Consider the following 14746-nt stretch of genomic DNA (forward strand, 5'->3'; position numbering starts at 1 on the left):
TAAGTAATTTTGAAAATTTGCAAAGTTTTTTTATCCCCTAATCTCTATCTTCTAAAGATTCTTCATATCACGCAAAACCCTATACTAAATAAAAACAATAAACCAACTATCAATAACAAATAACAAACGACTAATCCATTTGTCTTTTGCTATTATTTTACTACCTTTGTCCCCAAAAAATAATCACTCAAAAAATGCTTACATACACCTATCAAAGAATAAAATCACCTCTTAATTACATAGGAGGAAAAACAAAAATATTAAACCAAATACTCCCCCTATTCCCAAAGTATATCAACAACTTTGTCGATATATTTGCAGGAGGTTGCAATGTAGGTATCAATGTAGAAGCAAACAAAATCTATTTCAATGATAATCTTTCTTTCCTTATAGAAATGTATCGCTACTTTCAGCAAAACGAATTAGAAAGTACACTCTCTTATATCCAAAACAGAATAGACACCCTTGGGCTCTCCCTTACCAATGAAGAAGCCTACAAAAAACTACGCAATACCTACAACCAGCACAAACACCCCTTAGACCTCTTTGTCCTCATAGCCTACTCCTTTAACCACCAAATTCGCTTCAACAATAACCACCAATTCAACAACCCTTTCGGTAAAAACCGAAGCAGTTTTAACCCCTCAATGAAGCACAATCTTGAGCAGTTTATTATCGAAATTAAGGAAACACAACCCATTTTCTCAAGCCTCTGCTTTACCGAATTTGATTATTCTTTCCTTACCCAAGATGATTTTCTGTATGCCGACCCCCCCTATCTCATCACCACAGGCACCTATAACGACGGCAAACGAGGATTTAAAGGATGGAATGAAAAAACAGAACATCAGTTACTTGCCCTTTTAGACCAACTCAATGCAAGAGGCATCAAATTTGCCCTTTCTAATGTATTAGAACACAAAGGAAAAGAAAATACCATCCTAAAAGAATGGCTTCACACCCGCCCCCAATATGTAGTCAATCACATCAACACCCATTACGCCAATGCCAATTATCAAACCCTTATACGCAACAAAAACGCTTCCGATGAAGTACTAATTACTAATTATGTATCTAAAAAATCATTTTAATATGGAAATAATTATATCACAACCCCTTGAAAAAGAAGCTAAAGATTACGCTTTAAAATCCAGAAGTTACACCTCTAACCGGCACGACTTTCACGAAGGAGGATTAGAAGCCAAAGAAAGAAAAATGTTTGAAGGAAAATTAGGAGAAAAAGCTATCAAGCAATTTTTTACCGAACGAAACATAAAGTTCAAAGAGGATACCACCTCTTTTGATGAAGCTGATTTTTATGACTTTATCGTCTACTCTCTTGATGGAAAAGAACTTAAAGTAGATGTAAAAACTAGAACAGAAAGCTTTCATACTAGAACTTTAGAAATGGTAGAGCAGATGAAAAACAAACCTAAAGATATATACATCTCAGTTAGACTACATAAAGATATAACGCCTTACAAGGTTGACATTATAGGCTATGCCACCAGAGAGGATTTTCTTAGTAAAGATAGAATCCAAAATCAAGGATATCGAAATAACTATGTTCTCTATGATAATGAATTAACAAATATAGAAACTTTACTCTCTAACTTACAAAAAATATGAGATACATCGGCAACAAAGAAAACCTTTGTGATAAAATACACTATACCCTACTTTCCCAGCAAATACAAGGAGAATCCCTCTTCGATGTCTTTGCAGGTACCACCAGTGTAAGCCAATATTTCAAACACAAAGGATACCAAATCACCACTTCCGATTTGATGTACTTCTCCTATGTCCTGCAAAAAGCCTATATAGCTAATAACAACACCCATCCTTTCAGTACCTTAGCCACTGAACTACCCCATACCCCACATAAACTCTTTACCTCCAACCTCGAGGTAGTACTCTCATTCTTAGATAATATCTTCCCTGTCGAAGGATTTATCTTCCAAAATTATACACCCGAAGGCACCGCCCACCTGCCCACCCCACGAATGTATTTCTCCAATGAAAATGGACGAAAAATAGACGCCATTCGTCAGCAAATAGAACTATGGCACCAAAAAAATAAAATCACCGAAAACGAATATTTCGTCCTCCTCGCCTGCCTTATCGAGAGTGTATCCTTCTACGCCAATGTAGCAGGCATATACGCCGCATTTCACAAAAAATGGGACCCACGAGCCGTAAAACCCCTTACCCTACGCCCCATTAAACTACTCAACAACCACAAAGAAAACCAAGTCCATAACACCGATTCAGTAACACTCTTAAACAAAATAGAAGCCGATATCTTCTATCTCGACCCACCCTACAATGCACGCCAGTACGCCCCAAACTATCACCTTATCGAAACCATTGCTAAGTACGACAACCCCTCTATAAAAGGAGTTACAGGTATGCGCAACTATACAGAGCAAAAATCACTATTTTGCAACCCAAACACCGCCCTCGAAGAGCTCGACAAAATCGCCCAACAAGGCAAGTACAAAACCCTCGTGCTAAGCTATAATTCCGAAGGCATAATGCCACAAGAAGCCATTATCCAAACCCTTAGCCAATACGGGAAAGTAACCTTAACCCAGTTTGATTACCAACGCTTCAAAAGCAACAACAACGGCGAAAGCCAAACTAAAAAATATATACAAGAACAATTATATATCCTAAAACACCAATGAAAAACCTATACATACTCACCGAAGAACGCCCAAAAATCAGTGTCCTTGCTACTATCCTACAAAAATTTAGCACCGACCAAAAAGCACCTTGCTTTATCGATAACCTACGTATCCTACCCATCTTAGAAAAAGATACATTCTCTTTTACTTATGAACTCATAGGCTTCCGCTCCAATATCGTAAACAAAGTATTTATCAAAACAGTATCAGGCACTTCCAGCTTTGCCGATTTTCTCATCTTCTATCAACAAAACATACCCACCCCTACCGATACCCCCCTTTACGCCATCGAAGAAACCAAAACAGACGACAAAGAAAGCCGTAATACAGGCGTATATCAGCGCATTACCAAATTCATTTTCCTTAACTTCTATTACCCAAACACCAAAAAAATAATGCTCTATGCCCTCCAAATAGAGCAAAAAGAAAAACCTACCGAAACCTACATCTTTGGCACCAAACTCCTCCTTACCTTAGGAGTAGAAATACTCGGCAAAAAATTAGATTCTAAGCTATTTACCCCCTTTACCTCAGTACAAGAAGTCATAGACCTAAAAGCTAAAATGCGCCGTGCCCCTGCAGGTAATACCCCTATACTCATCACCCAAAAACACAACCTTATAGAAATATCAGGCAGACTATTCAAAAACGATAGCCTCGCCCACGACCCCAATATAGGCGCCCTTAGTGCCATAGCCGCTACCCTACGCCACTTAGGTTGGGAACACACCATCACCATTACCCAACACGGACTCTCACAAAAACACCTTACCCCAAAAAACAAATTCGTACAAGTAGCCAATGCCCTAAATCTATCTATACAAGGGCTTACCCTCCCCAAAGCCTCTTTTGCACCACAATATTGGCATTACGACCTCGATGGCGAAAAACTCGGCACTATCTTTATCCACTTGGTAGTCGAAAACTTTACCCAAGGATATTCCATATTCGAAAATCACGCAGGTTGCGAAAAAAGCTATTTCGTACCCAAAGAAGGAGAGCCCATCCCCCTTGCCAAATACAAAGACCGCACTAAGTACAAAGCAGGCGATAAAAATCAAATCATCCACATCCCCGACCTTATCCTACTTGATTTTGCCCGCTGTGAAGTTATCAACATAGAAGGCAAAAAATACCAATCCCGTGATAAAGGCATTGCCGAACTTGCCAACTACGACTACATAGAAAAACACTATATCCAAAAATACTACAACCCCCGCAAAATCATTCGTACAGTCGTCCTTTACGGAAGTACCGAAACCCAACTTATAGAAATAGAAATCGGTTTCCTACTCAACCAAAACGGACAGCTCATCTTAGGAGTGCAAGCCCCCGAATTATTCAAAGAAGCTATCAAAAATCTCTTAGACTTCTGGAACCCCTCCCGTCCCTAAAAACTACCCCATAAAACAGCAAAGCCAGCTGGGGGAGCTGGCTTTTCCTATCCCCTAAAACAAACTCAACTGTTCTACGGGCAGTAATTGAAATGTTTTGCGGTGGTGCTCAGTAGCGCCGTGCTCGGCGATAGCTTTGCGGTGTTCGGGAGTGGGATAACCTTTGTTTTGCTGCCAATGGTACTCAGGAAATTGCTGGGCAAGGTCTTCCATATAGGCATCGCGGTAGGTTTTCGCAAGTATCGAAGCTGCTGCAATGGTTTGTATTTTGCCGTCGCCTTTCACCACACAAGCGTAAGGTACTTTCTGGTAAGGCACAAACTTATTGCCGTCTACCGCAATAAAATCAGGGGTTATTTTGAGCTGAGCAATAGCGCGGTGCATAGCCGTGATAGAAGCGCGAAGGATGTTCAGCTCGTCTATTTCGGCAGGGAGTACGTGACAAACAGCATAAGCCACTGCCTCGCGCTCAATGATAGGTCGCAAGAGGTTGCGCTGTTTTTCGGTGAGTTGTTTAGAGTCGGTGAGAAGGTCGTTTTTGAAGTCGGGGGGCAATATCACAGCTGCTGCTGTTACGGGACCCGCCAAACAACCACGCCCCGCCTCATCAGTACCCGCTTCTAAGGAAGAATGATAGAATAATTGTAACATAGGTAAGAGATAAGAGATATAAGTAGTTAAAAAAAGTGAAGAATATCTACTCCTTCCCTTATAAAAAGCAATAAAAAACCCGATTTTAGGTAATAAATCGGGCTTTTTCTTAATTTTATTTTTGTGTAATGAATCTCGAGTAGTAGCTTACATCAAATATTTCATTTGTTCCTGAAATTCCGTTGTAGGTAGCGACACTAATAACAGATAAGGCTATGATTCCTGCAAAAAACAGCACTTTTCTTTCTGAAAATATAGCGCAATACGTTAAATATACAACAGCAGGTACAAAAAGCAAATAAGGAAGTACTACCCTTATATTGTTGAGAAACAAAGCAGCTACCATTAAAATTAACAGAAAAGGAACGTGCATAAGCAATAATCCCTTGCGTGTTTCCTCTTTACTTTTTCTTCTGAACAAAAAGTAAGAAACTGTTGCCGATAGTACTAAGAATACAACTAACATATAAGGTAGGTATCCGTTGAAGATAAATCCCGCTAAAATGTAAAGCGATACGACTATCAAGTTGTTTTTAAGAGTCTGTTTCATAATATGATTACTTTTAAGATTAGAGTACAAACCTATATAATAAGAACCAAACAAACAAATAATTAACAAAGTTTAACTTTTTAACAAAAGTAAAAACAAAGAATAATTACTGTGCCAAACTATTGTTTTTCTTTGTCCTATCACATATTTTTACCGTTTTTTCTGCAACTCTATTTTAAGGATAAGACAATTCTTACCTCTTACCTCTTATCTCTTACCTAAAATAAGCGTCGAGCAGTTGCCTCCAAAGCCAAAAGAGTTGGAAAGCACGTGCTGTATAGGTTTGTATTTCAGTTCGGTTTGTGGGCGAATAGACACTTCTTCCATTGGAGTGCTGAAGTTGAGGTTAGGGAATACCACCCCGTGTTGTAAAGCTAATACACTAAATACCGCTTCTACTGCCGAAGCTACTGCCAAAGTATGTCCCGTAAAGGCTTTGGTAGAACTAAAATCGGGGACGTGCTCGCCAAAGATACGCATTAAGGCGCGACTTTCGGAGAGATCGTTGTTTACGGTAGCAGTGCCGTGCGCATTGATATAATCGATATCTGCGGGGGTTAATCCTGCTGTTTGTAGGGCTTTTTGCATTGCTAAAAATGCACCTTCACCATCGGCGGAGGAGGCTGTTTGGTGATAAGCGTCATTGGCATTGCCCCACCCTTTGATTTCTGCTAATATAGTAGCCCCGCGTTGTAGGGCATTTTCTTCAGTTTCTAATACCAAAAAAGCACCTGCTTCCCCTAAGTTTAAACCCTTGCGATGTTGGTCGAAAGGAGTGCAGTCGGTATCCGAGAGAATCATCAGGGTATTAAAGCCGTTGATAGTGAATTTAGAGAGAGCATCGGCACCACCAGCAATGAGGCAATTGGCTCTGCCGGTGCGAAGCAGGTTGATAGCCGTTATGATGGCATTTGCCGAAGAAGAGCAAGCGGTACTCACGCTGGTTACAACACCTTTTATGCCTACATAATCGGCGATTTGGTGAGTTACCTCGCCTATGTTGTGAGTAGTGATATAGCGCCGCAGGGGTTCGTCATCGCCATAGCGGAAAAAATAGTTTTCGGTCATATCCATACCCCCAACAGTAGATGCCATAATAAGTCCGCAGTGAGAGAGGTCTTTTTGGGTAAGACCAGCATTGGTAATGGCTTCTTGTAAGGCGATAATCCCCAAGAGAGAGGTGCGTGAATAGGCGTTCACTTCGGGTAATCGCAAAGCAGTAATAAGTTCAGCGTTCGTGCGTTTGATTTCGCCTACCTTGATGTGGTCGGCGTGAATGGTTGCTACATTTTCAATCTTGCTGATACCTGCTTGGCGATGGGTAAGGGCATAAAAATGCTCTCCGACAGTGTTACCTATCGAAGAGTTGATACCCATTCCCGTGATGACTACTTTTTTCGGCATCGCTATTTGGTGCGGTGAGCGGTGATGTAATCAGCCATTGTTTTCACCGATTGGAAGATTTCTTTTCCTTTTTTAGGGTCGTCTAAGCGGATACCATAATTCTTGTCGAGTAGTACAATAAGTTCGAGAGCATCGATAGAGTCGAGGGCTAAGCCAGTACCAAAGAGAGGTTCATTTTCATCGATATCCTCGGGGTTACTTCTTCTAAGTTGAGTACTTCAATAATTTTGTTCTTGAGTTCTAAAATAAGTGCGTCCATTATAAATAAGTTATTAGGGGGCAAAGATAGTGAAGAATTAGCAAATGAGCAAATTTGAAAATTAGCTAATTTTACTAATCTATTAAAGTTGCTATGGCTCTATAATCGCCCTCTAAGAACTCTACCCACGCCATTAGTACACTTTGGGCTTTGCCTTGGGCTAATAGAGCTTGGCTATACTGTTGTAGAAAAGGTTCAGCTTGCTCGTAGCTATCGAATACAAAAAAACTGTTTTCGGTTTTCAGCTGGTGGCGTATGCTTATCTCGCCTAAACAGATGTTGGGTAGGGTGTAAACAAACACAGCGGGACTGGGGTAATATTCGTGTGGGTTCGCGATAGTAGCTTGATGTTTAAGGTCGGTATCGAGGCTGGCAGAACGATTAGCGAATACAAGGGCAACGCTATTTTTCTCCGACTGCGAAAACGGACGCAAGAGGACTTCGGCTGCTAAAAAAGCGAGCTTGCTGAGGTTATCCATTTTGAAGAACTTGGGATAATCCATTTGCAGGGCTTTGAGGGCTTTTTTGAGAAATCGACGAAAGAAGTACTTTTATCGGAGAAAAGCACAGAGTCGTTGAGAGTTATGGTATTATTTTCTATCGTACAAGTTTTCATTCATTATTCACTTTTATTGCTAATGCTGTGTTGCTTCCGCCAAAACCTGAGGCAGTTTTTAGGAGGTGTTTTACTTCTGTGTGTTGGGTTTGTTTTAATACATTAATGGGCTGTGAAACACCTAAGGTTTCATAATTCAGGCTCTTTAAGAGGATTTTATGGCGAGCAAATTCGATGGTGAGTACGGTTTCGAGCAAACCTGAAGTACCTAAGGTATGACCGAAGTAACCTTTGTAGCTGTTTAGCGGAGGAGACAAGAGTCCGGCGCGCATAAAGGCATTGCTCTCCATCTCGTCGTTATAAAGGGTGCCCGTGCCGTGAGCGTTGATGAGGTCTATCTGTTCAGGGCGTAACTTTGCCTCATCGAGGGCGTTTAGGACACTTAAATAAAGCCCTTCGCCTGTGCGTGAAGGTCCTGAAATATGGTTGGCATCGTTGATAGAACTGCTACCCAAAAGTTGTGCTTTAGCGCCTGTTGCCTCACGGGTTACATAAGCCACTGCGGTAGCCTCGCCTAAGGTAATACCATCGCGTTGAGCATCATAAGGTCTGCAAGGTTGTGCACTCATCGCTTGAAAGGAATGAAAGCCCGAAAGCACAAATTCGCTTATCTCATCGCCTGCTAATACTATGGCATTATCGAAAGCATCGGCTTTTAGGAGTCTATCGGCTACCGAGAGAGCCATTGCTCCTGAGACACAAGCGTTGGAAACGACTATGGGAGTAGTGGTTACCCCTATGGCATTAGCCATTTTTTGAGCCAAAGTTGAAAGCAGAGGAGCGCTATCGCCATCGGCAAGCGCTGAAATATTGCCTTTGGTAGAGGAAAGGATAAGAGCGGTTCGAGGGGTGATTTTGATTTTATGAAAAATAGGTGCTATTGCCAAGAGCAGAAGCTTTTCTAAGCGTGAAAAGTCATTGCGTTCTACCACCTGCTGAAATCGGCTTTCGATAGCTCCGTCGCCAATCTTAGAAAGGCAAACATCGGTGAGCTGTCCGTACATAGGATAACGGGCAATAGCTGAGCGTTCGCGCAGTAACAAACGGGCGGTGGTAGGGAGGTCGAAGCCTAAAGGGGTTACTATATTATAATGCTGGATATACATTTTTGGTGGCAGGAGCCTTACAAACTTTTGATATAAAGTGCAAAGATACGACGTAATTAGCAAATTAGCAAGTCGTAGTACGACAGGCATAGAAAATTAGCAAATTAGCAGATTAGAAAATTAGAAAATGGGGTGTGAGGTTGAGTTAGAGGAATGAGGCTGTGCCTCAGAAATCAAACAAAATTTAAACAAAATCAAGGCTAAGCCTTGTGAGGTAACTTTTTAGAACATCAACTTTGGCAAAGTTTAGAACTTTGCCAAAGTTTGAGATGAAAAAGCGATGTGTTGGAACCATTAGGAGCTTTCGGAAGGAAACGGAAAAGTTCGGAAGAAGGTTGAGAGGGGTTTTGGCGAAAAAAAGGTTTAAGGAGGGTGGGGGTAGCTTATAGAGAGCTTATAGGAAGCTTATACGAATCTTGGACGATTGGTATAGGAAGCGTATATAAATAATTGATTAATAGTATAATACAGCGATGTAAAAAATGGTGAAAACGGGGTTTCGAGACGAAAGAAAAGGGAACAGGCACTAGGCATTAGGCCTTAGGCACTAGGGGGGAATATGACGGAAAAGGGAAATAATGACGAATGACGAGAGACGAATGACGAAGGAAATGTGATGAAAATCTCTTGCTGGCTACCTTCAAAGGGGGAATGTGGAAAGGGAAAAAGTATTGAGAGCTTTCCAAGAGAATGGGGGTGTAGTGATGTTTTCTTCTGTTTGTCAATTATCGAAAATGAACTTCTTGCCATCTTCGGCTAAAAAGACGTTCTTAAAGACTTCTTGTGCTTCCTGCTTGAAGAGATTGACATCGGGATAGCGAGAGGAGTAGTGCCCTAAAATGAGGGCATCGGCGTGGGCATTCTTTGCTGTGAGTCCTGCTTGGTAGGCGGTGGAGTGCATTGTTTTAACTGCGAGTTCTTCGTTTATCTCTAAAAAGGTAGATTCGTGATACACGACTCTTGCACCTTGTATTTCGGTAGCCAAAGCTTCGAAATAAAGAGTATCGCTACAATAGGCATAGCTTTGCGGGCGGTGAGGGTCGAAGGTGAGCTCGGTATTGGCAATAGTTTTGCCGTTTTCTAATGTTATATCTTTACCGTTTTTGATGTTCTGATAGTCGCACGTTTGTATCTCGGGATACTCAGCAATTGCGTCGATATTTAGGCGACGTTCGCCTTCTTTTTCTTGAAAGAGAAAACCATTGGTATAGACGCGGTGTTGCAACGGAATGGTACGCACGAGTACTTTGTCATCTTCGTATAAGAGTTCGGAGGTTTTGGAAGATAGCTCGTGAAAATGCAAGGGGAAAGGAGTATAAGCTCCACCGAGTTTGAGAATGAGCAAAACGGCTTCTTTGATGCCCTTAGGACCGTAGATGTGCATTTCGGCTTCGCGACCGAGGAGTTGGAAAGTAGAGATGAGTCCGAAGAGTCCGTAGAAATGGTCGCCGTGGAGGTGAGAGATGAAGATGTGCTTGATGCGGGAGAACTTAGCATTGGCATTGCGGAGGGCGATTTGGGTAGCCTCTCCACAATCGATGAGGAACAGATGACCGCGCATTTCGAGTAGTTGAGCCGAAGGGCGGGCATTGGAGCGAGGGGTCGCACTGTGACAACCTAAGATAGTTACTTCCATAAGTCGCGTTCTATTTCGTCGAGTTCAATAAGGTCGTACGCCTCTTGGAGGGTAGGAGCGATATGCAGGGTGAGTTCAAAATCTTCGAGCGCTAAGGCACGTTGCACCACCACCACTGATTTGTGATGTTGCTGATTGTGCTGTTGGGCAAAGGCGACGAGTGGTTTGAGGTCTTTCTTTAACCAGTGTTCCTCTTCGGGGAGGGTAATGATGATGTGCTGTTTTTTAAGGGTTTCGTTGGTATTAAAATCGGCTATCCAAGAGGGGAGTTGCGTTTTAGTGAGGGCAATTACAGTAGTTTCTTTCATTGAGTAAAATTATTTGCGCAAAGTTATGAATAATATTTAAAATACAAAATAATCTTTTCAAATAATAATATAGAAGGTCGTAGCACGAGCCATAACACGATAGGTAATAAAAAACTTTGCCAAAATTTGAAACTTTGGCAAAGTTGTATAATATGTAGTTCGCACTAACTAATAATATCGAAGCCTGTGTATTTTCTGAGGACTTCGGGTACTACAATACCATTGGGGGTTTGGTAGTTTTCTAAAATACCGGCTAATACGCGCGGAAGGGCAAGAGAACTACCGTTGAGGGTATGTGCTAAGCGGTTTTTACCGTCGGCGTCCTTGAAACGCAATTTAAGACGGTTTGCTTGAAAGGTTTCGAAGTTAGACACTGAGCTTATCTCTAACCACTTTTCTTGAGCGGTGGAATATACCTCGAAATCGTAAGTAATTGCTGAGGTAAAGCCTAAATCACCACCACAAAGGCGTAAGATATGGTAAGGGAGTTTCAACTCATTGAGAATGCCTTTTACGTGTTCTATCATTCCTTCGAGTGCTTTATAAGAGCGGTCGGGGTGTTCAATGCGTACAATCTCTACCTTGTCGAACTGATGCAAGCGGTTGAGCCCGCGTACGTGAGCGCCATAGCTACCGGCTTCACGACGGAAGCAAGGCGTATAGGCGGTACAGCAGATAGGCAAATCGCTTTCGTTGAGCAAAGTATCGCGGAAAATATTGGTTACAGGCACCTCAGCGGTAGGGATAAGGTAGAGGTTATCTACCCCTACGTGGTACATCTGTCCTTCTTTATCGGGTAACTGACCGGTGCCATAGCCTGAGGCTTCGTTTACTACGTGAGGCACTTGGTATTCGTTATAGCCTGCCTCGGTGTTTTTGTCGAGGAAGTAGGTAATGAGAGCACGTTGCAGTTTTGCTCCTTTGCCTTTATACACAGGAAAGCCTGCACCAGTGAGCTTTACGCCTAACTCGAAATCGATGAGGTCGTACTTCTTGGCGAGTTCCCAGTGAGGAAGAGCGTCTTTACCTAAATCAGGAATAGTGCCTGCCTCGAATACCACTACATTGTCGGCTTCGGAAGTACCTTCGGGCACCAACTCATTAGGGATATTAGGCACGCGGTAGAGCAAATCGTTAAGCTCCTCTACGGTAGTGTTGAGAGTATCGGTAAGGGTTTTGATATCTTCTTTAAGGGTAGCGGTTTGCTCTTTAAGGGTATTGGCTTTATCGGTTTCACCTGCTTTGAAGAGGTTGCCTATTTCCTTAGAAAGGTTATTGGATTTCGCCAGTGTTTCATCTAATGAAAGCTGAGTGCTACGGCGTTTTTCGTCTAAGGCGATAATATCGTCTATGAGAGACAACTCTTTAAAGTTGCGCTTTTTAAGACCGGAGAGCACACGGTCTTTTTCTTCTCTAATAGTGTTTAGTTGTAACATATCTTTTCAATTAACAATTGACAATTGACAATTAACAAGGGTGTAGGGGGTTAATCTTCCATTGTTCTTCTAAAAGCATTTTACGCATTTGTTCTTTACTAACTTTTGTCTTTTTCTCAGCACGAGCCTTATCAATCATACTAAAGAACTCTTGCTCTGTCATTTCAGTATCATCTGTTACTTTTAGTATCTTAAATTTTAAACTTTTAAGTGCTAATTTAGCTTCTTCTAAGGATATTCCTTTAGGAGGTTCAATGGTTAAAGTTCCTGTTCTCATTTGTTATTATTTTTTAAGTGTTAGGATTTGACGTAAAATGTAATAAGTATTTTCAACTTTGCCAAAGTTTCGAGCCACACGGGCAAGAAACTTTGGTAAAGTGTGTGACAACCTAATTACAAAGCAGTTGCAAAGGCAAATAAACCAAAGACAATACCTGGTAAGTTCGCTAATAATATAGGATAGTCTCTTTTGGGTTTTTTGAAAAAGCCATATATCACCCATAACGAGCAGTTAATTGCTGCTACCAAAGGCTGTATAGGGTTCCCTTTGTGTCCTGCAAGGTTATCACTGATTTGTGGTATGTATGACACATACATACTAATAGAGGCAGCCATTGCTACCCAACCTAAAATGTTAAAGAGTTTCCCGTTCTCCATAATATAATTAATTTTTAAGTTTATATACTACGATAAATTTGTAAATAGATAATTGCTCGTGCGACTAGCATCATTACTCCGTAGGTGATAAGAAAGCAGTTTTATCAGCAATTTTTTGAGCAAAGGAGGCTATGGAGTTCTCGGTAAGTTCTCGCATAAAATTATCTCTGAAAGGCTGTACAGAAGCGTGTAACGGACAGGGTTTCTCTGATGAACACTCTTTGAAGCCCATCGCACAGGCAATAAACTTATCGGCTTCACCTATTTGCTCTACAACGGTCATTAAAGGAGCTTGTTTTTCCTCATCGGAGAGCCAAAAGCCTCCTCCAGGTCCTTTGTTGGAGCTAATTACCTTTTTGCGGGCTAAAGTTTGCAATATTTTTGCCAAAAAAGGCGTAGGAATATGTAGCGCTTCTGCCACGTCTTTGGGAGCTATTCTATGGCTTGCCGACGAGTGTACGGCAAGGTATATTACTGCATTAATGGCATACTTGCTGGAATTGGATAACATATTCGTTCGTTTTTAATTATGAGTTCTTATCTATTTGTCGACTGATGACTAATTTCTGTATTTCGGTTGTTCCCTCGCCTATGGTACACAATTTGGAGTCTCGGAAGAATTTTTCAACCGGAAAATCTTTCGTATAACCATAACCACCGTGAATTTGAATGGCTTCGGTAGCTACGCGCACACACACTTCGGAGGCGTACATCTTCGCCATTGCCCCCGATAGGGTTACGCGCTGACCGTTGTTCTTTTGGAAAGCCGATTTGTGCAAGAGCAGTTCGGAAGCTTCTATTTCGGTAGCCATATCGGCGAGTTTGAAACCGACGGCTTGTAGGTCGATGAGGCGTTTACCGAATTGCATACGTTCTTTGGCGTATTTGAGGGAGGCTTCGTAAGCGCCTTTGGCAATACCCAAAGAAAGAGCACCGATAGAAATACGTCCGCCGTCTAATATCTTCATTGCTTGAATAAAGCCGTCGCCTACTTCACCCAAACGATTGGCATCGGGAATACGACAATCTTGAAATATCATTTCGGCGGTTTCGCTGGCGCGCATACCAAGTTTGTTTTCTTTTTTACCACTGCTAAAACCCTTTGTACCACGTTCTACTACAAAGGCTGTGATGGCGTGTTTGTTACCCTTCTCGCCGGTACGAGCAATGACTACGGCTATCTGTCCTGTTTTGCCGTGAGTAATAAAGTTTTTAGTACCGTTCAGTATCCACTCGTCGCCGTCTTTTACAGCGGTAGTAGCCATACCTCCGGAATCAGAACCGGTATTGTGTTCGGTAATGCCCCAAGCACCTATCCATTCACCTGAAGCCAATTTGGGCAACCAGCGTTGTTTTTGCTGTTCGCTACCAAAGCTAAGGATATGATTGGTACAAAGAGAGTTGTGAGCTGCTATTGAGAGCCCTATAGAAGGGTCGACTTTTGAGATTTCTTCCACAATCGCGATATAATCGTGGTAGTCGAGACCTGAGCCACCGTAGGCTTCGGGTACTAAAACGCCCATAAAGCCAAGTTCGCCTGCTTTGCGGAATACCTCCACAGGAAATTCCTGACTTTCGTCCCATTCCATCACGTGTGGACGGATATATTTTTCGGCAAACTCTTTAGCCGCATCGGCTACCATTCGTTGTGTTTCAGAATAGTTAAAATTCATTCGTTATATGCTTATTCTAATACCAAGGGGCAAAGATATAAAATAATTACGAATTACGAATTACGAATTACGTTTTTTTAATCAGAGGGTGAAAAGGAGAGTGTTAATTGTTAGTGAAGTGTTATTCAATAAAAATGGTGTATAGTGGCAATAAGATTGAAGAAAAAATGTTAAAGTTTGTTATATGGCTGCATTTTTTTCAGTATTAAACAAGGAAAATACTTTTAGGTATTTTATACCATAAAACATATTAATCAGCTGTAGAACAAATAAATAAGTGTTTTAGGTTTTCTGAAGAACAAGCGAACCTCAACCGAAGGTAAAGCGAAGCTAAGACGAACCTAAGACGAACCTAAGACGAAGGAAAGA

General features: G+C 41.6%; 15 protein-coding genes and 2 pseudogenes. 4 read left to right on the forward strand and 13 right to left on the reverse strand.

All coding sequences use genetic code 11. The annotated features are described in order from the left end of the window. The first annotated feature begins 194 nt into the window (after positions 1 to 194). The 4 genes from AM608_RS07115 to AM608_RS07130 are packed head-to-tail and all read left to right on the forward strand — an operon-like array spanning position 195 to position 4081. A complete protein-coding gene (locus AM608_RS07115) occupies positions 195 to 1091 on the forward strand; it encodes a Dam family site-specific DNA-(adenine-N6)-methyltransferase (RefSeq protein ID WP_053581236.1) in 897 nt (298 codons plus the stop codon). 1 nt (position 1092) lies between these two features. Then, a complete protein-coding gene (locus AM608_RS07120) occupies positions 1093 to 1629 on the forward strand; it encodes a hypothetical protein (RefSeq protein ID WP_157466285.1) in 537 nt (178 codons plus the stop codon). Next, positions 1626 to 2687, forward strand: a complete 1062-nt coding sequence (locus tag AM608_RS07125) for a DNA adenine methylase (protein ID WP_053581238.1) — start codon at positions 1626 to 1628, stop codon at positions 2685 to 2687. Before AM608_RS07120 ends, AM608_RS07125 begins: the two co-directional genes overlap by 4 nt. After that, positions 2684 to 4081 (forward strand): hypothetical protein, encoded by a 1398-nt coding sequence (locus AM608_RS07130; RefSeq protein WP_053581239.1) that lies wholly within the window; start codon positions 2684 to 2686, stop codon positions 4079 to 4081. Before AM608_RS07125 ends, AM608_RS07130 begins: the two co-directional genes overlap by 4 nt. 54 nt (positions 4082 to 4135) lie before the next feature. On the opposite strand, the gene AM608_RS07135 is transcribed toward AM608_RS07130, so the two are convergent. The 13 genes and pseudogenes from AM608_RS07135 to AM608_RS07200 form a co-directional block, all read right to left on the reverse strand. Then, positions 4136 to 4732, reverse strand: coding sequence for a ribonuclease HII (locus AM608_RS07135; protein ID WP_053581240.1), 597 nt, complete (start codon positions 4730 to 4732; stop codon positions 4136 to 4138). 115 nt (positions 4733 to 4847) lie between these two features. Continuing rightward, the gene (locus AM608_RS07140) at positions 4848 to 5282 is read right to left on the reverse strand and encodes a hypothetical protein (RefSeq protein ID WP_053581241.1); all 435 of its coding nucleotides are present in this window, start codon (positions 5280 to 5282) and stop codon (positions 4848 to 4850) included. A gap of 207 nt (positions 5283 to 5489) precedes the next feature. Then, positions 5490 to 6686, reverse strand: a complete 1197-nt coding sequence (locus AM608_RS07145; RefSeq protein WP_053581242.1) for a beta-ketoacyl synthase — start codon at positions 6684 to 6686, stop codon at positions 5490 to 5492. A gap of 2 nt (positions 6687 to 6688) precedes the next feature. Next, a pseudogene (locus AM608_RS07150) lies at positions 6689 to 6945 on the reverse strand (phosphopantetheine-binding protein). Positions 6946 to 7019: 74 nt separating this feature from the next. Beyond that, positions 7020 to 7561 (reverse strand): annotated as a pseudogene (locus AM608_RS07155) (3-oxoacyl-ACP synthase). After that, positions 7558 to 8667 carry a beta-ketoacyl synthase N-terminal-like domain-containing protein gene (locus AM608_RS07160; protein WP_053581243.1) on the reverse strand — a complete coding sequence of 370 codons (1110 nt, stop codon included), beginning with the start codon at positions 8665 to 8667 and terminating at the stop codon, positions 7558 to 7560. Before AM608_RS07160 ends, AM608_RS07155 begins: the two are co-directional and overlap by 4 nt. A 721-nt stretch (positions 8668 to 9388) precedes the next feature. Further along, a complete protein-coding gene (locus AM608_RS07170) occupies positions 9389 to 10303 on the reverse strand; it encodes a ribonuclease Z (RefSeq protein WP_015781996.1) in 915 nt (304 codons plus the stop codon). Next, on the reverse strand, positions 10294 to 10611 hold the full coding sequence (locus AM608_RS07175) for a hypothetical protein (protein WP_048747942.1): 318 nt from the start codon (positions 10609 to 10611) through the stop codon (positions 10294 to 10296). Before AM608_RS07175 ends, AM608_RS07170 begins: the two co-directional genes overlap by 10 nt. 164 nt (positions 10612 to 10775) lie before the next feature. Continuing rightward, entirely contained in the window at positions 10776 to 12047 is a 1272-nt protein-coding gene (gene serS, locus AM608_RS07180; protein ID WP_048747941.1) for a serine--tRNA ligase, read from the reverse strand. 31 nt (positions 12048 to 12078) lie between these two features. Beyond that, positions 12079 to 12324, reverse strand: coding sequence for a hypothetical protein (locus AM608_RS07185; protein WP_053581245.1), 246 nt, complete (start codon positions 12322 to 12324; stop codon positions 12079 to 12081). Between the two features lie 116 nt (positions 12325 to 12440). Next, on the reverse strand, positions 12441 to 12704 hold the full coding sequence (locus AM608_RS07190; protein WP_009412761.1) for a SemiSWEET family transporter: 264 nt from the start codon (positions 12702 to 12704) through the stop codon (positions 12441 to 12443). A 73-nt stretch (positions 12705 to 12777) separates the two neighbouring features. Further along, positions 12778 to 13215 carry an Rrf2 family transcriptional regulator gene (locus AM608_RS07195; RefSeq protein WP_053581246.1) on the reverse strand — a complete coding sequence of 146 codons (438 nt, stop codon included), beginning with the start codon at positions 13213 to 13215 and terminating at the stop codon, positions 12778 to 12780. 16 nt (positions 13216 to 13231) lie between these two features. Further along, positions 13232 to 14377, reverse strand: coding sequence for an acyl-CoA dehydrogenase family protein (locus AM608_RS07200; RefSeq protein ID WP_015781992.1), 1146 nt, complete (start codon positions 14375 to 14377; stop codon positions 13232 to 13234). Positions 14378 to 14746 lie beyond the last annotated feature (369 nt).

Origin of the sequence: Capnocytophaga sp. oral taxon 323, assembly GCF_001278825.1 — a bacterium.
Taxonomy (GTDB): Bacteria; Bacteroidota; Bacteroidia; order Flavobacteriales; family Flavobacteriaceae; genus Capnocytophaga; species Capnocytophaga ochracea.